Annotated in this window: 30 protein-coding genes; all 30 read right to left on the bottom strand. The window is 54.4% G+C overall.

Annotated features, from left to right (window positions below; all coding sequences use genetic code 11):
- Nucleotides 1-106 precede the first annotated feature (106 nt).
- Nucleotides 107-1,555 (bottom strand): catalase, encoded by a 1,449-nt coding sequence (locus FQ182_RS21435; RefSeq protein ID WP_149413629.1) that lies wholly within the window; start codon nt 1,553-1,555, stop codon nt 107-109.
- A gap of 246 nt (nt 1,556-1,801) precedes the next feature.
- Nucleotides 1,802-2,188 (bottom strand): 50S ribosomal protein L17, encoded by a 387-nt coding sequence (rplQ, locus tag FQ182_RS21430; RefSeq protein ID WP_133103473.1) that lies wholly within the window; start codon nt 2,186-2,188, stop codon nt 1,802-1,804.
- 41 nt (nt 2,189-2,229) lie between these two features.
- On the bottom strand, nt 2,230-3,231 hold the full coding sequence (gene rpoA / locus FQ182_RS21425; RefSeq protein ID WP_003176403.1) for a DNA-directed RNA polymerase subunit alpha: 1,002 nt from the start codon (nt 3,229-3,231) through the stop codon (nt 2,230-2,232).
- 22 nt (nt 3,232-3,253) lie between these two features.
- Nucleotides 3,254-3,874, bottom strand: a complete 621-nt coding sequence (gene rpsD / locus FQ182_RS21420; protein WP_133103474.1) for a 30S ribosomal protein S4 — start codon at nt 3,872-3,874, stop codon at nt 3,254-3,256.
- Nucleotides 3,875-3,892: 18 nt separating this feature from the next.
- A complete protein-coding gene (gene rpsK, locus FQ182_RS21415; RefSeq protein ID WP_002555466.1) occupies nt 3,893-4,282 on the bottom strand; it encodes a 30S ribosomal protein S11 in 390 nt (129 codons plus the stop codon).
- 30 nt (nt 4,283-4,312) lie between these two features.
- Complete coding sequence (gene rpsM / locus FQ182_RS21410; RefSeq protein WP_003186020.1) at nt 4,313-4,669, bottom strand: 30S ribosomal protein S13; 357 nt, start codon at nt 4,667-4,669, stop codon at nt 4,313-4,315.
- Nucleotides 4,670-4,798: 129 nt separating this feature from the next.
- On the bottom strand, nt 4,799-4,915 hold the full coding sequence (gene rpmJ / locus FQ182_RS21405) for a 50S ribosomal protein L36 (protein ID WP_002555468.1): 117 nt from the start codon (nt 4,913-4,915) through the stop codon (nt 4,799-4,801).
- 27 nt (nt 4,916-4,942) lie between these two features.
- The gene (gene secY / locus FQ182_RS21400; protein WP_003210064.1) at nt 4,943-6,271 is read right to left on the bottom strand and encodes a preprotein translocase subunit SecY; all 1,329 of its coding nucleotides are present in this window, start codon (nt 6,269-6,271) and stop codon (nt 4,943-4,945) included.
- Nucleotides 6,272-6,709 (bottom strand): 50S ribosomal protein L15, encoded by a 438-nt coding sequence (rplO, locus tag FQ182_RS21395; protein ID WP_003210066.1) that lies wholly within the window; start codon nt 6,707-6,709, stop codon nt 6,272-6,274.
- Nucleotides 6,710-6,712: 3 nt separating this feature from the next.
- The gene (gene rpmD / locus FQ182_RS21390) at nt 6,713-6,889 is read right to left on the bottom strand and encodes a 50S ribosomal protein L30 (RefSeq protein ID WP_003186033.1); all 177 of its coding nucleotides are present in this window, start codon (nt 6,887-6,889) and stop codon (nt 6,713-6,715) included.
- A 2-nt stretch (nt 6,890-6,891) separates the two neighbouring features.
- Entirely contained in the window at nt 6,892-7,392 is a 501-nt protein-coding gene (gene rpsE / locus FQ182_RS21385; RefSeq protein WP_003186035.1) for a 30S ribosomal protein S5, read from the bottom strand.
- Between the two features lie 3 nt (nt 7,393-7,395).
- Nucleotides 7,396-7,746, bottom strand: coding sequence for a 50S ribosomal protein L18 (gene rplR / locus FQ182_RS21380; RefSeq protein WP_122486025.1), 351 nt, complete (start codon nt 7,744-7,746; stop codon nt 7,396-7,398).
- A gap of 10 nt (nt 7,747-7,756) precedes the next feature.
- Nucleotides 7,757-8,290, bottom strand: coding sequence for a 50S ribosomal protein L6 (gene rplF / locus FQ182_RS21375; protein ID WP_010174584.1), 534 nt, complete (start codon nt 8,288-8,290; stop codon nt 7,757-7,759).
- A 12-nt stretch (nt 8,291-8,302) separates the two neighbouring features.
- Nucleotides 8,303-8,695 (bottom strand): 30S ribosomal protein S8, encoded by a 393-nt coding sequence (rpsH, locus tag FQ182_RS21370; protein WP_017848802.1) that lies wholly within the window; start codon nt 8,693-8,695, stop codon nt 8,303-8,305.
- A gap of 209 nt (nt 8,696-8,904) precedes the next feature.
- Complete coding sequence (gene rpsN, locus FQ182_RS21365) at nt 8,905-9,210, bottom strand: 30S ribosomal protein S14 (protein WP_003176414.1); 306 nt, start codon at nt 9,208-9,210, stop codon at nt 8,905-8,907.
- Between the two features lie 13 nt (nt 9,211-9,223).
- A complete protein-coding gene (gene rplE, locus FQ182_RS21360; RefSeq protein WP_003186044.1) occupies nt 9,224-9,763 on the bottom strand; it encodes a 50S ribosomal protein L5 in 540 nt (179 codons plus the stop codon).
- Between the two features lie 20 nt (nt 9,764-9,783).
- Entirely contained in the window at nt 9,784-10,098 is a 315-nt protein-coding gene (gene rplX, locus FQ182_RS21355) for a 50S ribosomal protein L24 (protein WP_029299388.1), read from the bottom strand.
- Between the two features lie 11 nt (nt 10,099-10,109).
- Nucleotides 10,110-10,478, bottom strand: a complete 369-nt coding sequence (gene rplN / locus FQ182_RS21350; RefSeq protein ID WP_002555479.1) for a 50S ribosomal protein L14 — start codon at nt 10,476-10,478, stop codon at nt 10,110-10,112.
- Between the two features lie 23 nt (nt 10,479-10,501).
- Nucleotides 10,502-10,768 carry a 30S ribosomal protein S17 gene (gene rpsQ, locus FQ182_RS21345; RefSeq protein WP_003176419.1) on the bottom strand — a complete coding sequence of 89 codons (267 nt, stop codon included), beginning with the start codon at nt 10,766-10,768 and terminating at the stop codon, nt 10,502-10,504.
- A gap of 2 nt (nt 10,769-10,770) precedes the next feature.
- Nucleotides 10,771-10,962, bottom strand: a complete 192-nt coding sequence (gene rpmC / locus FQ182_RS21340; RefSeq protein WP_002555481.1) for a 50S ribosomal protein L29 — start codon at nt 10,960-10,962, stop codon at nt 10,771-10,773.
- Entirely contained in the window at nt 10,962-11,375 is a 414-nt protein-coding gene (rplP, locus tag FQ182_RS21335) for a 50S ribosomal protein L16 (protein ID WP_133103477.1), read from the bottom strand. Before rplP ends, rpmC begins: the two co-directional genes overlap by 1 nt.
- 12 nt (nt 11,376-11,387) lie before the next feature.
- Nucleotides 11,388-12,074, bottom strand: coding sequence for a 30S ribosomal protein S3 (gene rpsC / locus FQ182_RS21330; RefSeq protein ID WP_003176422.1), 687 nt, complete (start codon nt 12,072-12,074; stop codon nt 11,388-11,390).
- A gap of 13 nt (nt 12,075-12,087) precedes the next feature.
- Nucleotides 12,088-12,420, bottom strand: coding sequence for a 50S ribosomal protein L22 (rplV, locus tag FQ182_RS21325; protein ID WP_003210077.1), 333 nt, complete (start codon nt 12,418-12,420; stop codon nt 12,088-12,090).
- 13 nt (nt 12,421-12,433) lie between these two features.
- A complete protein-coding gene (gene rpsS / locus FQ182_RS21320) occupies nt 12,434-12,709 on the bottom strand; it encodes a 30S ribosomal protein S19 (protein ID WP_133103478.1) in 276 nt (91 codons plus the stop codon).
- Nucleotides 12,710-12,725: 16 nt separating this feature from the next.
- Nucleotides 12,726-13,550 carry a 50S ribosomal protein L2 gene (rplB, locus tag FQ182_RS21315; protein ID WP_003176423.1) on the bottom strand — a complete coding sequence of 275 codons (825 nt, stop codon included), beginning with the start codon at nt 13,548-13,550 and terminating at the stop codon, nt 12,726-12,728.
- Between the two features lie 14 nt (nt 13,551-13,564).
- Complete coding sequence (gene rplW / locus FQ182_RS21310) at nt 13,565-13,864, bottom strand: 50S ribosomal protein L23 (protein WP_002555488.1); 300 nt, start codon at nt 13,862-13,864, stop codon at nt 13,565-13,567.
- Complete coding sequence (rplD, locus tag FQ182_RS21305) at nt 13,861-14,463, bottom strand: 50S ribosomal protein L4 (protein WP_149413630.1); 603 nt, start codon at nt 14,461-14,463, stop codon at nt 13,861-13,863. Before rplD ends, rplW begins: the two co-directional genes overlap by 4 nt.
- Before the next feature lie 12 nt (nt 14,464-14,475).
- Nucleotides 14,476-15,111 (bottom strand): 50S ribosomal protein L3, encoded by a 636-nt coding sequence (gene rplC / locus FQ182_RS21300; RefSeq protein WP_133103480.1) that lies wholly within the window; start codon nt 15,109-15,111, stop codon nt 14,476-14,478.
- 81 nt (nt 15,112-15,192) lie between these two features.
- Nucleotides 15,193-15,504, bottom strand: a complete 312-nt coding sequence (rpsJ, locus tag FQ182_RS21295) for a 30S ribosomal protein S10 (protein ID WP_003186070.1) — start codon at nt 15,502-15,504, stop codon at nt 15,193-15,195.
- 142 nt (nt 15,505-15,646) lie between these two features.
- A complete protein-coding gene (tuf, locus tag FQ182_RS21290) occupies nt 15,647-16,840 on the bottom strand; it encodes an elongation factor Tu (RefSeq protein ID WP_133103481.1) in 1,194 nt (397 codons plus the stop codon).
- Nucleotide 16,841: the final 1 nt, after the last annotated feature.

Here is a 16,841-nt window from a genome sequence, read left to right as displayed (position 1 = left end):
TGCAGGTCACGGGACCAACGGCAGAAAAGCGATGATATTCAGAGAAAATCAGCTGAAATAACGCAAAAACCGCCCAAATGAGGGCGGTTCTGCTTATCACTTAGAGTTAGTTAAGCGATACACCCAGTGCAGATGCGACACCTTCTGCATAAGCAGAGTCTGCCCTGAAGAAATGCTGCAATTGGCGCTGGACTACATCGCTGGAAACTCCAGCCATAGCCCCGGCGATGTTGTTGATCAGCAGAGTTTTCTGCTCATCGTTCATCAGGCGGAACAGCGCACCAGCGTGGCTATAGTAGTCAGTGTCTTCACGGTGATCGTAACGGTCAGCCGCACCGCTCAGGGCCAGGGCAGGCTCGGCGAACTGCGCAGCTTGCTTCGGCGCGTCGGCGTAGCTGTTTGGCTCGTAGTTGGGAGCCGCGCCGCCGTTGCTACCGAACGCCATTGAACCGTCTCGTTGGTAGCTGTTGACCGGACTGCGTGGTGCATTCACCGGCAGGTGCTGGTGATTGGTGCCGATACGGTAGCGGTGAGCATCAGCGTAAGCGAACACACGGCCTTGCAGCATACGGTCTGGCGACAGGCCTACACCTGGGACCATATTGCTTGGACCAAACGCGGCCTGCTCCACTTCAGCAAAGTAGTTCTGCGGGTTACGATTCAGCTCCAGCTCACCCACTTCGATCAGAGGGAACTCTTTTTGCGACCAAGTCTTGGTCACGTCGAAGGGGTTCTCATAGTGAGTATTCGCCTGAGCTTCGGTCATGATCTGGATGCAGACGCGCCATTTCGGGAAATCACCGCGCTCAATAGCTCCGAACAGGTCGCGTTGGGCGTAATCAGGATCGGTACCGGCCAGCCGTGCTGCGTCAGCAGGCGCGAGGTTCTTGATGCCCTGTTTGGTCTTGTAGTGCCACTTCACCCAGTGCCGTTCACCCGTGGCGCTGATGAGGCTATAGGTGTGGCTGCCGAAGCCGTGCATGTGACGGTAGCCGTCCGGGATGCCTCGGTCCGAAAACAGGATGGTGACCTGGTGCAGCGCCTCAGGGGAGTGGGACCAGAAGTCCCACATCATCTGCCCACTCTTCAAATTGCTTTGCGGCAGACGTTTTTGAGTGTGGATAAAGTCAGGGAATTTCAATGGATCACGGATGAAGAACACCGGAGTGTTGTTGCCGACGATGTCCCAGTTGCCTTCTTCGGTGTAGAACTTCAAGGCGAAACCACGCGGGTCGCGCTCGGTGTCAGCCGAACCGCGTTCGCCGCCAACGGTGGAGAAGCGCAGAAAGGTCGGCGTTTGTTTACCCACAGACTCGAACAGCTTGGCGCTGGAGTACTGCGTAATGTCTTGAGTGACGGTGAAGGTACCGTAGGCACCCGAGCCTTTGGCGTGTACGCGACGCTCCGGGATGTTTTCACGGTTGAAGTGCGCAAGCTTCTCGATCAGGTGAAAGTCGTCGAGCAGCAGCGGGCCACGGGGGCCTGCGGAACGGGAATTCTGATTGTCCGCAACGGGCGCGCCGCTGGCGGTGGTAAGGACTTTAGTCTGGCTCATGCTCAATCTTCCTCAGGTCAGTCTTGGAACTGCCGGCTAATCGGCTGGGAGGGAGTATTGACCATCAGGGTGACACCATCAAATTCATTAAATTATGGTATTTGATAGAAAATAACTAACGATCCGTCAGTGCACATAGCTATTGCCTTGATTGTGGAGGTGGCAGTGACTCAAAAATATAGACGCCTTTTTTCCAGGCACAAAAAACCGGGCCCTAGGCCCGGTTCTTCGTTACAGACTGACGTCTTACTCAGCGGATACAGCTTCACCGCCAACTGGACGATCGATCAGCTCAACGTACGCCATAGGCGCGTTGTCACCAGAGCGGAAACCGCACTTGAGGATGCGCAGGTAGCCACCCTCACGGGTAGCATAACGCTTGCCCAGGTCGTTGAAGAGCTTACCAACGATAACTTTCGAACGAGTACGGTCGAAAACCAAACGGCGGTTAGCCAGGCTGTCTGTCTTGGCCAAAGTGATCAGCGGCTCAGCAACGCGACGCAGTTCTTTAGCTTTCGGCAGTGTAGTTTTGATCAGCTCGTGCTCAAACAGCGACACCGCCATGTTTTGAAACATGGCCTTGCGGTGCGAGCTGGTACGGCTCAGGTGACGACCACTTTTACGATGACGCATGGTTCATTCCTTACCAAACTCACGTTCGGTGATTACGACGATCAGGCAGTCGCCTTGTCGTCCTTCTTAAGACTTGCAGGCGGCCAGTTGTCGAGGCGCATGCCGAGGGACAGACCGCGGGAGGCCAGAACGTCCTTGATTTCAGTCAAGGATTTCTTGCCCAGGTTCGGAGTCTTCAACAGTTCTACTTCGGTACGCTGAATCAGGTCGCCGATGTAGTAAATGTTTTCCGCCTTAAGGCAGTTAGCCGAACGTACAGTCAGTTCCAGATCGTCAACCGGGCGAAGCAGGATCGGATCGATCTCGTCTTCTTGCTCGATTACCACTGGCTCACTATCACCTTTGAGGTCGACGAACGCAGCCAACTGCTGTTGCAGAATGGTTGCAGCGCGGCGGATAGCCTCTTCAGGATCTAGAGTACCGTTGGTTTCCAGATCAATAACCAGCTTGTCCAGGTTAGTACGCTGCTCGACACGGGCGTTTTCCACCACGTATGCGATACGGCGAACCGGGCTGAACGAAGAGTCAAGCTGCAAGCGACCAATGCTGCGGCTTTCGTCTTCATCGCTCTGACGCGAGTCGGCCGGTTCATAACCACGACCACGAGCTACGGTGAGCTTCATGTTCAGGGCGCCGTTAGACGCCAGGTTAGCGATTACGTGATCGGGATTAACGATCTCGACATCATGATCCAGCTGAATATCGGCAGCGGTAACCACCCCCGAACCCTTCTTCGACAAGGTCAGCGTAACTTCGTCACGGCCATGCAGCTTGATAGCCAGACCTTTAAGGTTCAACAGGATTTCAATTACGTCTTCCTGTACACCTTCGATGGCGCTGTACTCGTGGAGCACACCGTCAATCTCGGCCTCGACTACTGCACAGCCGGGCATTGAGGACAACAGGATGCGGCGCAGCGCGTTGCCCAGGGTGTGGCCAAAACCACGCTCGAGAGGCTCGAGAGTGATCTTGGCGCGGGTTGGACTGACAACCTGCACATCAATGTGACGGGGTGTCAGGAACTCATTTACCGAAATCTGCATGGATGCACCTATTTTCTAGCCCTTACTTGGAGTAGAGCTCGACAATCAGGCTTTCGTTGATGTCGGCGGACAGATCACTGCGAGCAGGAACGTTCTTGAAAACGCCCGACTTCTTCTCAGTGTCTACTTCTACCCATTCTACGCGGCCACGTTGGGCACACAGATCGAGAGCTTGGACAATGCGAAGTTGGTTTTTTGCTTTCTCGCGAATCGCGACCACGTCACCAGCACGAATCTGGTAGGACGGGACGTTAACGGTTTGGCCGTTTACGCTGACGGATTTGTGCGATACCAGCTGACGGGATTCGGCACGAGTCGAACCAAAGCCCATACGGTATACAACGTTGTCCAGACGGCATTCGAGCAGTTGCAGCAGGTTTTCACCGGTTGCACCTTTCTTGCCAGCAGCTTCTTTGTAGTAGCCGCTGAATTGACGCTCGAGAACGCCGTAGATACGACGGACCTTCTGCTTTTCACGCAGTTGGGTGCCGTAATCGGACTGGCGACCGCGGCGTTGGCCGTGGATACCAGGTGCTGCTTCAATGTTGCACTTCGATTCGATCGCGCGCACGCCGCTCTTCAGAAAGAGATCGGTGCCTTCGCGACGAGCGAGTTTGCATTTTGGACCAATGTAACGAGCCATTCTTTACAATCTCCTGGATTACACGCGGCGCTTCTTCGGCGGACGGCACCCGTTGTGCGGGATTGGCGTCACGTCGGTGATGCTGGCGATCTTATAGCCACAGCCGTTCAATGCACGGACAGCAGACTCACGACCTGGACCTGGACCTTTGACGTTAACGTCGAGGTTTTTCAGGCCATATTCCAGCGCAGCTTGACCAGCACGTTCAGCAGCTACTTGAGCAGCGAACGGGGTGGACTTGCGAGAACCGCGGAAACCCGAACCACCGGAGGTAGCCCAAGAAAGCGCGTTACCCTGACGGTCGGTAATGGTCACGATGGTGTTGTTAAAAGAAGCATGGATGTGGGCGATGCCATCAACCACTGTCTTTTTAACTTTTTTACGAGGACGAGCAGCAGGTTTTGCCATGATTAATTTCCTGTCGATTCGCTGGGGCGATTACTTGCGGATCGGCTTACGCGGACCTTTACGGGTACGCGCGTTAGTCTTGGTACGCTGACCGCGTACTGGAAGACCACGACGATGACGCAGACCGCGATAGCAACCGAGGTCCATCAAACGCTTGATTTTCATGTTGATTTCGCGACGCAGGTCACCTTCAGTGGTGAACTTCGCCACTTCGCCACGCAGCTGTTCAATCTGCTCGTCGCTCAGATCTTTGATCTTTGCGGCTGGGTTTACCCCAGTCACTGCGCAAATTTTCTGCGCAGTAGTGCGACCAACACCATAGATGTAGGTCAGCGAGATAACAGTGTGCTTGTTATCTGGAATGTTAACGCCTGCAATACGGGCCATTCAGTGGGACTCCAATTGACAGCTACCTACGCCCCGGAAGCCAAGAAATAGGGCGCGAGATAATATCGCTGTAATAACAAATAATCAACCCGGCAGCGCACTAGCTGCCGGGCTTCAAGCGGATCACACTCAGCCTTGGCGCTGTTTGTGACGCGGTTCCGCGCTGCAAATTACTCGAACAACACCTTCGCGGCGAATAATTTTGCAGTTACGGCACAGCTTTTTCACCGATGCACGAACTTTCATCACCAACTCCTCGAACCTTATGGGTACTCAGCGCAACATGCCGCTGCCGTAACCCTTCAGGTTGGCTTTCTTCATCAGGGATTCGTACTGGTGCGAAACGAGGTGCGATTGTACTTGAGACATGAAGTCCATCACAACCACGACCACGATCAGCAACGAGGTCCCCCCAAGGTAGAACGGAACGTTTGCCGCAACCACCAGGAACTGGGGCAGCAGACACACGGCCGTCATATATAGAGCACCGAACATGGTCAAGCGAGTCAGAACGCCATCAATGTAGCGCGCAGACTGCTCACCTGGACGGATGCCCGGAATAAAGGCACCGGACTTCTTCAGGTTTTCCGCTACGTCTTTCGGATTGAACATCAACGCCGTATAGAAGAAGCAGAAGAAAATAATCCCTGCACTAAACAGCAGAATATTCAACGGCTGACCAGGAGCGATCGACTGCGAGATGTCCTGCAACCAGCCCATACCTTCAGACTGACCAAACCAGGCACCCAACGAAGCCGGAAACAGCAAAATGCTGCTCGCGAAGATAGCAGGAATTACCCCGGCCATATTCACTTTCAGCGGCAAGTGGCTGGTCTGCGCAGCAAAAACCTTGCGGCCCTGCTGACGCTTGGCGTAGTGAACAGCAATACGACGCTGACCACGCTCAATGAACACCACAAAACCGATAATCGCTACTGCCAGCAAACCGATGGCAACCAGGGCGAAGATATTGATATCACCCTGACGCGCAGACTCGAAAGACTGCCCAATTGCTCTCGGAAGACCGGCGACGATACCTGCGAAAATCAACATCGAGATACCGTTACCAACACCGCGCTCAGTAATCTGCTCACCCAGCCACATCATGAACATCGCACCAGCCACAAATGTGGATACCGCAACGAAATGGAAGCCAAAGTCACCAGTGAACGCAACACCCTGCCCGGCCAGGCCAACGGACATGCCGATAGCTTGGACCAAGGCGAGAATGACAGTGCCGTAGCGGGTGTACTGGCTAATCTTGCGACGGCCAGCTTCACCTTCCTTCTTCAACTGCTCCAGCTGCGGGCTGACGGCGGTCATCAGCTGCATGATGATCGATGCCGAGATGTACGGCATGATCCCCAGTGCAAAGATGCTCATCCGTTCCAGCGCGCCGCCGGAAAACATGTTGAACAAGCTAAGAATGGTCCCCTCATTCTGTCGAAACAGGTCTGCGAGTCGGTCCGGATTGATACCTGGAACCGGGATGTGTGCGCCTATTCGGTAGACGATAATCGCCAGGAACAGAAAACGCAGACGAGCCCAAAGTTCAGACATACCGCCTTTGCCGAGCGCTGAGAGAGCACCTTGCTTAGCCATTTATTCCTCGAACTTGCCGCCAGCTGCTTCGATAGCCGAACGCGCACCTTTGGTGGCGCCGATTCCCTTGCCGATAGTGACAGCGCGAGTCACTTCACCGGACAGCATGATTTTCACACGCTGTACGTTGACGTTGATCACGTTGGCATCTTTCAGGGTCTGCACGGTAACGATGTCGCCTTCCACTTTGGCCAGCTCGGACAGACGCACTTCTGCGCGATCCATGGCTTTCAGGGAAACGAAACCGAATTTCGGCAGGCGACGATGCAGCGGCTGTTGACCGCCTTCAAAGCCTGGAGCAATAGTGCCACCGGAGCGGGAGGACTGACCTTTGTGGCCACGGCCACCGGTCTTGCCCAAACCACTACCGATACCACGGCCCGGACGATGCTTTTCACGACGGGAACCCGGCGCTGGACTCAGATCATTGAGTTTCATCGATTAACCCTCGACACGCAGCATGTAGTAAGCCTTGTTGATCATCCCGCGATTCTCGGGAGTATCAAGTACTTCTACAGTGTGACCGATGCGACGCAGACCCAAACCCTTAACACACAATTTGTGGTTAGGGATGCGACCGGTCATGCTTTTGATCAGCGTTACTTTAACGGTAGCCATGATCAGAAGATCTCCTTGACGCTTTTGCCACGCTTGGCGGCAATAGATTCAGGAGACTGCATTGCTTTCAAACCCTTGAACGTAGCGTGAACCACGTTTACCGGGTTAGTCGAGCCGTAGCACTTGGCCAGAACGTTCTGAACGCCGGCAACTTCGAGGACAGCACGCATAGCGCCGCCAGCGATGATACCAGTACCTTCAGAAGCAGGCTGCATGTACACCTTCGAAGCACCATGAGCGGACTTCATTGCGTACTGCAGCGTGGTGCCGTTCAGATCAACTTGGATCATGTTGCGACGAGCAGCTTCCATTGCCTTCTGGATCGCAGCAGGCACTTCACGTGACTTGCCACGGCCGAAGCCAACGCGCCCTTTACCATCACCAACCACGGTCAACGCGGTGAAAGTGAAGATACGGCCGCCTTTAACGGTTTTGGCTACGCGGTTAACTTGAACCAGCTTCTCAATGTAGCCTTCGTCGCGCTTTTGGTCGTTATTTGACATAACTTAGAACTCCAGCCCAGCTTCACGAGCAGCATCAGCCAGCGCCTTGACGCGACCGTGATACTTGAAGCCAGAGCGGTCGAAAGCCACCTGCGAGACGCCAGCGGCTTTTGCACGCGTAGCGACCAGCTGGCCAACCTTAGTGGCCGCGTCGATGTTGCCAGTGGCGCCATCACGCAGTTCTTTATCCAAAGTCGAGGCGCTTGCCAGGACCTGGTTGCCGTCGGCCGAGATGACCTGGGCGTAAATGTGCTGCGACGAGCGGAACACGCAGAGACGCACGACTTCGAGTTCGTGCATTTTCAGGCGTGCTTTGCGAGCGCGACGCAGTCGAGTAACTTTTTTGTCGGTCATTTGCTATGCCCTACTTCTTCTTGGCTTCTTTACGACGGACGACTTCGTCCGCGTAGCGCACACCTTTGCCTTTGTACGGCTCAGGTGGACGGAAGTCGCGGATCTCAGCGGCCACCTGACCTACCAGCTGCTTATCGATACCCTTGATCAGGATATCGGTTTGGCTAGGGGTCTCAGCGGTGATGCCTTCCGGCAGTTCGTAATCCACTGGGTGCGAGAAGCCAAGGGCCAGGTTCAAAACCGTGCCTTTTGCTTGCGCTTTGTAACCAACACCGACCAGCTGGAGCTTACGCTCGAAGCCTTGGCTTACGCCTTGGACCATGTTGTTTACCAACGCACGAGTGGTACCGGCCATTGCGCGAGTTTGTTGATCGCCATTGCGAGCAGCAAAACGCAGCTCACCGGCTTCTTCAACGACCTCAACGGACGAATGGATGTTCAGTTCTAGAGTGCCCTTGGCACCCTTCACCGAAAGCTGACCACCTGCGAATTTGACTTCGACACCGGCTGGCAGCTTAACGGGGTTCTTAGCGACGCGTGACATGCTTATCCCCCCTTAGAACACTGTGCAAAGAACTTCGCCGCCGACACCGGCAGCGCGCGCAGCACGATCCGTCATCACACCTTTATTGGTGGAGACGATAGACACACCGAGACCGCCACGAACTTTCGGCAGATCTTCGACGGACTTGTACTGACGCAGGCCTGGACGGCTAACGCGCTTCACTTCCTCGATGACCGGACGGCCTTCGAAGTACTTCAGCTCGATAGACAGCAGTGGTTTGATTTCGCTGCTGATCTGATAACCCGCAATGTAGCCTTCGTCTTTCAGGACTTTGGCAACAGCAACCTTCAACGTGGAAGATGGCATGCTTACGACGGACTTTTCAGCCATCTGGGCATTACGGATTCGAGTTAGCATGTCCGCTAACGGGTCCTGCATACTCATGGGCTAGACGCTCCTAATACAAAAAAATTAGCCTTGCGGCTACTACGTGTCGCCGAGAATCTCCGAGCATAAAACACACGGGCTCAGGCGAGCCGCGTATTTTAGACACACCCCGGAAATGAATCAAGCCCCAAAAGGGGCTTGATTCAGATTCAAGGCCACCGACGGTCAGTATCTTGCGATTCTGACCATCGAGACTTCGAAAGTACTTACCAGCTGGCTTTAACCAGACCTGGTACGTCACCACGCATTGCCGCTTCACGCAGTTTGTTACGGCCGAGGCCGAACTTGCGGTAAACGCCGTGTGGACGACCGGTCAGGCGGCAGCGGTTACGCATGCGCGAAGCGCTTGCGTCACGTGGCTGCTTCTGCAGGGCTACTGTAGCTTCCCAACGCGCTTCTGGACTTGCGTTCAGATCAACGATGATAGCTTTCAGTGCTGCACGCTTCTTGGCGTACTTGGCAACCGTGAGCTGACGTTTCAGCTCGCGGTTTTTCATGCTCATCTTGGCCATGGTCCTACTCCAATCAGTTGCGGAACGGGAATTTGAAAGCGCGCAGCAGTGCGCGACCTTCATCATCCGTCCGAGCAGTGGTGGTCAGGGTAATGTCCAGACCGCGGAGAGCATCGATCTTGTCGTAGTCGATTTCCGGGAAGATGATCTGCTCTTTAACGCCCATGCTGTAGTTACCACGACCATCGAAGGACTTGGCATTCAGGCCGCGGAAGTCGCGTACCCGAGGCAGGGAGATCGACAGCAGACGATCCAGGAATTCGTACATACGCTCACGGCGCAGAGTCACTTTGACGCCGATCGGCCAACCTTCACGGACTTTAAAGCCAGCGATGGATTTCCGAGCGTAAGTCACAACGACTTTTTGACCGGTGATCTTTTCCAGGTCAGCAACAGCGTGCTCGATGACTTTTTTGTCGCCGATCGCTTCGCCCAGACCCATGTTCAGGGTGATTTTGGTAACGCGCGGAACTTCCATCACATTCGAAAGCTTAAGTTCTTCCTTAAGTTTCGGTGCGATTTCCTTCCGGTAAATCTCTTTTAGTCGTGCCATGGTCTTCTACCTAGCAGTGTTCAAGCATCAACCGCTTTTTGGGTCGACTTGAAGACACGAATTTTCTTGCCGTCTTCTACTTTGAAACCAACGCGGTCAGCCTTGTTGGTTTCGCCGTTGAAAATGGCGACGTTAGAAGCGTGCAGTGGCGCTTCTTTCTCGACGATACCGCCTTGTACGCCCGACGCGGGGTTAGGCTTGGTATGACGCTTAACCAGGTTCAAACCACCGATGACCAGACGATCATCAGCGAGAACCTTAAGCACCTTACCGCGCTTACCTTTGTCTTTGCCGGCGATCACGATGATCTCGTCGTCACGACGAATCTTTTGCATGTCGGATCTCCTTACAGCACTTCTGGGGCGAGCGAGACGATCTTCATGAACTTCTCAGTACGAAGTTCACGGGTCACTGGCCCAAAGATACGGGTGCCGATCGGCTCTTGCTTGTTGTTCAAAAGAACAGCAGCGTTGCCATCAAAGCGGATAATGGAGCCATCTGCACGGCGTACGCCGTGACGAGTGCGGACTACAACAGCAGTCATCACTTGGCCCTTTTTCACCTTACCGCGAGGAATTGCTTCCTTCACGGTAACTTTGATGATGTCACCGATACCAGCGTAACGACGATGGGAGCCACCCAGCACCTTGATGCACATAACGCGGCGAGCGCCGCTGTTATCGGCCACATCGAGCATGGATTGAGTCTGAATCATATAATTTCTCCGACCCCTAGTCCTTAGACTTCCACAGCGCGTTCGAGAACATCAACCAGTGCCCAAGACTTAGTCTTGGCCAGGGGACGAGTTTCACGAATAGTGACCTTGTCGCCGATGTGGCACTGATTGGTTTCGTCGTGCGCGTGCAGCTTAGTCGAACGCTTAACGTATTTACCGTAGATCGGGTGCTTAACGCGGCGCTCGATCAGAACGGTGATGGTTTTGTCCATCTTGTCGCTGACAACACGGCCAGTCAGCGTACGGACAGTTTTTTCGGCTTCAGCCATGATCACTTACCTGCCTGCTGGTTGAGCACAGTCTTCACGCGAGCAATGTCACGCTTAACTTGCGAGAGCAGATGAGACTGCCCCAACTGGCCAGTTGCTTTCTGCATACGCAGATTGAACTGGTCGCGCAGCAGGCCGAGCAGTTGCTCGTTCAGCTGCTGTGCGGATTTTTCACGAAGTTCATTCGCTTTCATCACATCACCGTCCGTTTAACAAAGGAGGTGGCGAGCGGCAGCTTTGCAGCAGCCAGGGCGAAAGCCTCACGCGCCAGCTCTTCAGTAACACCCTCGATTTCATACAGGACTTTGCCTGGCTGAATCTGGGCAACCCAATATTCCACGTTACCCTTACCTTTACCCATCCGAACTTCGAGTGGCTTCTTGGTTACAGGCTTGTCCGGGAATACACGGATCCAGATCTTGCCGCCACGTTTAACGTGACGGGTCAGTGCACGACGCGCTGACTCGATCTGACGAGCGGTGAGACGACCACGAGCTACAGACTTCAGCGCGAACTCGCCGAAGCTGACTTTGCTACCGCGCTGAGCCAGACCACGGTTGTGGCCTGTCATCTGCTTGCGGAACTTCGTACGCTTTGGTTGCAACATTTGGCGTACCCCTTACTTAGCAGCTTTTTTACGAGGCGCTGGTGCTTGTGGTTTCAGCTCTTCTTGGCGACCACCAATTACTTCGCCTTTGAAGATCCAAACCTTTACACCGATCACACCATAAGTGGTGTGAGCTTCGTAGTTGGCATAGTCGATGTCGGCACGCAGGGTGTGCAGTGGCACACGACCTTCGCGATACCATTCAGTACGTGCGATTTCAGCACCGCCGAGACGACCGCTCACTTGGATTTTGATGCCTTTGGCACCAATGCGCATGGCGTTCTGTACAGCGCGCTTCATAGCGCGACGGAACATTACACGACGCTCCAGCTGCTGAGCTACGCTCTGCGCAACCAGCATACCGTCGAGCTCCGGCTTGCGGATCTCTTCGATATTGATGTGCACAGGCACACCCATTTGCTTGGTCAGGTCCTGACGCAGTTTCTCAACATCTTCACCTTTCTTCCCGATAACGATACCTGGACGAGCAGTGTGGATGGTGATACGTGCAGTTTGGGCCGGACGATGGATATCGATACGGCTTACGGACGCGCTTTTTAGTTTGTCTTGGAGATACTCGCGCACCTTCAGATCAGCGAACAAATAGTCCGCATAAGTCCGACCGTCTGCGTACCAGACGGAGGTGTGCTCCTTGACGATTCCCAGGCGAATGCCAATGGGATGTACTTTCTGACCCATCTCTTCGACTCCGTTACTTGTCAGCAACCTTGACAGTGATATGGCAAGACCGCTTGACGATGCGATCAGCCCGGCCTTTGGCACGAGGCATGATGCGCTTCAGCGAACGCCCTTCGTTGACGAAAACGGTGCTGACCTTAAGGTCATCAACGTCTGCGCCTTCGTTATGCTCGGCGTTGGCTACGGCCGACTCCAGCACTTTCTTGATGATCTCGGCGGCTTTCTTACTGCTGAAAGCCAACAGGTTGAGCGCTTCGCCCACCTTCTTCCCGCGGATCTGGTCGGCGACCAAGCGGGCTTTCTGGGCGGAGATTCGAGCGCCCGACAACTTAGCGGCTACTTCCATCATTCCTTACCCCTTAACGCTTGGCTTTCTTGTCTGCCACATGCCCACGATAAGTGCGGGTAGCGGCAAACTCGCCTAGTTTGTGGCCGACCATGTCTTCGTTCACAAGAACTGGGACATGCAGACGACCGTTATGCACAGCAATGGTCAAACCGACCATTTGTGGCAGGATCATCGAACGGCGCGACCAGGTTTTCACTGGTTTGCGATCGTTCTTTTCCGCCGCCACTTCGATCTTCTTCAGTAGGTGAAGATCAATAAAAGGACCTTTTTTCAGAGAACGTGGCACTGTCGTATCCCTCTATTTACTTGCGACGACGGACGATCATTTTGTCGGTACGCTTATTACCACGAGTCTTCGCGCCCTTAGTCGGGAAGCCCCACGGCGATACCGGATGACGACCACCAGAGGTACGACCTTCACCACCACCATGTGGGTGGTCAACCGGGTTCATGGCAACACCACGAACGGTTGGGCGAACGCCACGCCAGCGTTTGGCACCAGCTTTCCCCAGCGAACGCAGGCTATGCTCGGAGTTCGAGACTTCGCCCAGGGTCGCACGGCATTCAGCCAATACTTTACGCATCTCACCAGAACGCAGACGCAGGGTCACGTAGACACCTTCACGAGCGATCAACTGAGCCGAAGCACCAGCGGAACGAGCGATTTGCGCGCCTTTACCTGGCTTCAATTCGATGCCGTGTACGGTGCTACCAACTGGAATGTTACGCAGTTGCAGAGCGTTGCCCGGCTTGATCGGCGCCAGAGCACCTGCGATCAGCTGGTCACCAGCACTCACGCCTTTAGGGGCGATAATGTAGCGACGCTCGCCATCTGCGTACAGCAGCAGAGCGATGTGAGCAGTACGGTTTGGATCGTATTCGATACGCTCGACAGTGGCGGAGATGCCATCTTTGTCATTGCGACGGAAATCGACCAAACGATAATGCTGCTTATGGCCACCACCGATGTGACGAGTGGTAATGCGACCATTGTTGTTACGACCACCAGTCTTCGATTTCTTCTCGAGCAGCGGTGCGTGAGGAGCGCCTTTATGCAGCTCCTGGTTGACCACCTTGACCACAAAACGGCGGCCAGGGGAAGTCGGTTTGCATTTAACGATTGCCATGATGCACCCCTTCCTTACTCAGCACTGCTGCTGAAATCGAGATCTTGGCCTGGTTGAAGGGAGATAACTGCCTTCTTCCAGTCATTACGCTTGCCCAGACCGCGAGCAGTGCGCTTGCTCTTACCCAGAACATTCAGGGTAGTAACACGCTCTACTTTCACGCTGAACAGGCTTTCGACGGCCTTCTTGATTTCCAGCTTGGTTGCGTCAGTAGCAACCTTGAAAACGAACTGACCTTTCTTGTCAGCCAGAACCGTAGCCTTTTCGGAAACGTGCGGGCCGAGCAGAACTTTAAATACGCGTTCCTGGTTCATCCCAGCAGCTCCTCGAATTTCTTCACGGCCGACACGGTGATCAACACCTTGTCGTATGCGATCAGACTAACTGGATCGGAACCTTGCACGTCACGGACATCGACGTGTGGCAGGTTGCGAGCAGCCAGGTACAGGTTCTGATCAACAGCTTCGGACACGATCAGGACATCAGTCAGACCCATGCCATTCAGCTTGTTCAGCAGATCTTTGGTTTTCGGCGCTTCAACTACGAAGTCCTGAACCACGACCAGACGATCAGTACGCACGAGTTCAGCAAGGATGGAGCGCAGTGCTGCGCGATACATCTTCTTGTTGAGCTTCTGAGTGTGATCCTGCGGACGAGCTGCGAAAGTGGTACCGCCGCCACGCCAGATTGGGCTACGGATAGTACCGGCACGAGCACGGCCAGTACCTTTCTGACGCCAAGGGCGCTTACCGCCACCACGAACGTCGGAACGGGTCTTTTGCTGCTTGCTACCTTGACGGCCGCCAGCCATGTAGGCCACGACTGCTTGGTGAACAAGCGTCTCGTTGAATTCGCCGCCAAATGTCAGTTCGGAAACTTCGATCGCTTGAGCGTCATTTACATTTAATTGCATGTCAGCTTCCCCTTAACCGCGAGCCTTGGCCGCTGGACGTACAACCAGGTTGCCGCCAGTAGCGCCAGGAACAGCACCCTTGACCAACAACAGATTGCGTTCAGCGTCGACGCGCACTACTTCGAGGGACTGCACGGTCACGCGCTCAGCGCCCATATGACCGGACATTTTTTTGCCCTTGAATACACGACCAGGAGTCTGGCACTGGCCAATAGAGCCCGGGACGCGGTGGGAAACGGAGTTACCGTGAGTGTTGTCTTGGCCACGGAAATTCCAACGCTTGATCGTACCCTGGAAGCCTTTACCCTTGGACTGACCGGTTACATCAACCAGTTGACCAGCGGCGAAGATTTCAGCGTTGATCAGATCGCCAGCCTGGTAGTCGCCATCTTCAAGACGGAACTCCATGACAGTACGACCAGCTGCAACGTTTGCTTTAGCGAAGTGACCTGCTTGAGCAGCAGTCACACGCGAAGCACGACGCACGCCGACAGTGACTTGCACTGCACGATAGCCATCGGTTTCTTCAGTTTTAAACTGGGTGACGCGATTCGGCTCGATCTCAATGACCGTAACCGGAATGGAGACACCTTCTTCGGTGAAAATACGGGTCATACCGCATTTACGACCGACTACACCAATAGTCATGTTGTAAACCTCATGAGTGTACGGGGCTTTCACCCGCTATGGCCGCCCATTTCAGAGCGTTACACGACTAAGACCCAAGTCTTAGCCGAGGCTGATCTGCACTTCCACACCGGCCGCCAGATCAAGCTTCATAAGTGCATCAACGGTTTTATCCGTTGGCTGGACGATGTCCAGTACGCGCTTATGAGTACGGATCTCGTACTGGTCACGCGCGTCTTTGTTGACGTGCGGGGAGACCAGAACGGTGAACCGCTCTTTACGGGTAGGCAGTGGAATTGGACCACGCACTTGAGCACCAGTACGTTTCGCGGTTTCCACGATTTCCTGGGTGGATTGGTCGATCAGGCGATGGTCAAAAGCCTTCAACCTGATACGGATTTGCTGATTTTGCATTGGATTTCAGACTCCAGATTGCTATTCCCACCGGACGCAATACGCCCGTTAAAAGGAGGCGCAATTCTATAGACGGGCCACCACAGTGTCAACCCAATAAAAAAGCCCCCGCTAAGCGGGGGCTTTTTCAAGTCATCGCTTATTAAGCGATGATTTTGGCTACGACGCCAGCGCCGACGGTACGACCGCCTTCACGGATAGCGAAACGCAGACCATCTTCCATTGCGATGGTTTTGATCAGGGTGACAACCATTTTGATGTTGTCGCCTGGCATTACCATTTCAACGCCTTCCGGCAGTTCGCAGTTACCGGTCACGTCAGTGGTCCGGAAGTAGAACTGTGGACGGTAGCCTTTGAAGAACGGAGTGTGACGACCGCCTTCTTCTTTGCTCAACACATACACTTCAGCTTCGAAGGTAGTGTGCGGCTTGACCGAACCTGGCTTGACCAGAACCTGGCCACGCTCAACGTCGTCACGCTTGGTACCGCGCAACAGAACACCGCAGTTCTCGCCAGCACGACCTTCGTCGAGCAGCTTACGGAACATTTCAACGCCAGTGCAGGTGGTGACAACAGTGTCACGCAGACCTACGATTTCCAGCGAATCCTGAACCTTAACGATACCGCGCTCGATACGACCAGTCACAACAGTACCGCGACCCGAGATCGAGAATACGTCTTCGATTGGCATCAGGAACGGCTTGTCGATAACACGAACTGGATCTGGAATGTAGCTGTCCAGAGTCTCAACCAGCTTACGAACGGCAGTGGTGCCCATTTCGTTGTCATCTTGGCCGTTCAGAGCCATCAGAGCGGAACCGATGATGATCGGAGTGTCGTCGCCCGGGAAGTCGTAAGTGCTCAGCAGATCGCGCACTTCCATCTCAACCAGTTCCAACAGCTCAGCGTCGTCAACCATGTCAGCCTTGTTCAGGAAGACAACGATGTACGGAACGCCTACCTGACGGGACAGCAGGATGTGTTCGCGGGTCTGTGGCATCGGACCATCAGCGGCCGAGCAAACCAGGATCGCGCCGTCCATCTGGGCAGCACCGGTGATCATGTTCTTCACATAGTCAGCGTGACCTGGGCAGTCAACGTGAGCGTAGTGACGCACCAGCGAGTTGTATTCAACGTGCGCAGTGTTGATGGTGATACCACGAGCCTTTTCTTCCGGAGCGCTGTCGATTTTGTCGAAAGCAACAACGGCCGAACCGAAAATTTCGGAGCAGACGCGAGTCAGAGCTGCAGTCAGCGTGGTTTTACCATGGTCAACGTGACCGATAGTGCCAACGTTGACGTGCGGGAGGTCACGTACAAATTTTTCTTTAGCCACG

The organism is Pseudomonas sp. ANT_H4, from assembly GCF_008369295.1.
Lineage (GTDB): Bacteria > Pseudomonadota > Gammaproteobacteria > Pseudomonadales > Pseudomonadaceae > Aquipseudomonas.
Note: the sequence above shows the minus strand (reverse complement) of the source record. Positions and strands in the feature narration are given on the sequence as shown.

Bases quoted from the DNA above. Each gene is read 5' to 3' on its own strand.
- FQ182_RS21435 (WP_149413629.1), bottom strand. From the start codon at position 1,555: ATGAGCCAGACTAAAGTCCTTACCACCGCCAGCGGCGCGCCCGTTGCG.
- rplQ (WP_133103473.1), bottom strand. From the start codon at position 2,188: ATGCGTCATCGTAAAAGTGGTCGTCACCTGAGCCGTACCAGCTCGCAC.
- rpoA (WP_003176403.1), bottom strand. From the start codon at position 3,231: ATGCAGATTTCGGTAAATGAGTTCCTGACACCCCGTCACATTGATGTG.
- rpsD (WP_133103474.1), bottom strand. From the start codon at position 3,874: ATGGCTCGTTACATTGGTCCAAAATGCAAACTCGCTCGTCGCGAAGGC.
- rpsK (WP_002555466.1), bottom strand. From the start codon at position 4,282: ATGGCAAAACCTGCTGCTCGTCCTCGTAAAAAAGTTAAAAAGACAGTG.
- rpsM (WP_003186020.1), bottom strand. From the start codon at position 4,669: ATGGCCCGTATTGCAGGCGTTAACATTCCAGATAACAAGCACACTGTT.
- rpmJ (WP_002555468.1), bottom strand. From the start codon at position 4,915: ATGAAAGTTCGTGCATCGGTGAAAAAGCTGTGCCGTAACTGCAAAATT.
- secY (WP_003210064.1), bottom strand. From the start codon at position 6,271: ATGGCTAAGCAAGGTGCTCTCTCAGCGCTCGGCAAAGGCGGTATGTCT.
- rplO (WP_003210066.1), bottom strand. From the start codon at position 6,709: ATGAAACTCAATGATCTGAGTCCAGCGCCGGGTTCCCGTCGTGAAAAG.
- rpmD (WP_003186033.1), bottom strand. From the start codon at position 6,889: ATGGCTACCGTTAAAGTAACGCTGATCAAAAGCATGACCGGTCGCATC.
- rpsE (WP_003186035.1), bottom strand. From the start codon at position 7,392: ATGTCAAATAACGACCAAAAGCGCGACGAAGGCTACATTGAGAAGCTG.
- rplR (WP_122486025.1), bottom strand. From the start codon at position 7,746: ATGACCGACAAAAAAGTTACTCGACTGCGTCGCGCTCGCAAAGCACGC.
- rplF (WP_010174584.1), bottom strand. From the start codon at position 8,290: ATGTCACGCGTCGCTAAGAACCCCGTTAAGCTGCCAGCCGGTGTCGAA.
- rpsH (WP_017848802.1), bottom strand. From the start codon at position 8,695: ATGAGTATGCAGGACCCGTTAGCGGACATGCTAACTCGAATCCGTAAT.
- rpsN (WP_003176414.1), bottom strand. From the start codon at position 9,210: ATGGCCAAGATGAGCATGAAAAACCGCGAGCTGAAACGTCAGCTCACG.
- rplE (WP_003186044.1), bottom strand. From the start codon at position 9,763: ATGGCACGACTAAAAGAGATTTACCGGAAGGAAATCGCACCGAAACTT.
- rplX (WP_029299388.1), bottom strand. From the start codon at position 10,098: ATGCAAAAGATTCGTCGTGACGACGAGATCATCGTGATCGCCGGCAAA.
- rplN (WP_002555479.1), bottom strand. From the start codon at position 10,478: ATGATTCAGACTCAATCCATGCTCGATGTGGCCGATAACAGCGGCGCT.
- rpsQ (WP_003176419.1), bottom strand. From the start codon at position 10,768: ATGGCTGAAGCCGAAAAAACTGTCCGTACGCTGACTGGCCGTGTTGTC.
- rpmC (WP_002555481.1), bottom strand. From the start codon at position 10,962: ATGAAAGCGAATGAACTTCGTGAAAAATCCGCACAGCAGCTGAACGAG.
- rplP (WP_133103477.1), bottom strand. From the start codon at position 11,375: ATGTTGCAACCAAAGCGTACGAAGTTCCGCAAGCAGATGACAGGCCAC.
- rpsC (WP_003176422.1), bottom strand. From the start codon at position 12,074: ATGGGTCAGAAAGTACATCCCATTGGCATTCGCCTGGGAATCGTCAAG.
- rplV (WP_003210077.1), bottom strand. From the start codon at position 12,420: ATGGAAGTAGCCGCTAAGTTGTCGGGCGCTCGAATCTCCGCCCAGAAA.
- rplB (WP_003176423.1), bottom strand. From the start codon at position 13,550: ATGGCAATCGTTAAATGCAAACCGACTTCCCCTGGCCGCCGTTTTGTG.
- rplW (WP_002555488.1), bottom strand. From the start codon at position 13,864: ATGAACCAGGAACGCGTATTTAAAGTTCTGCTCGGCCCGCACGTTTCC.
- rplD (WP_149413630.1), bottom strand. From the start codon at position 14,463: ATGCAATTAAATGTAAATGACGCTCAAGCGATCGAAGTTTCCGAACTG.
- rplC (WP_133103480.1), bottom strand. From the start codon at position 15,111: ATGACTATTGGTGTAGTCGGTCGTAAATGCGGTATGACCCGTATTTTC.
- rpsJ (WP_003186070.1), bottom strand. From the start codon at position 15,504: ATGCAAAATCAGCAAATCCGTATCAGGTTGAAGGCTTTTGACCATCGC.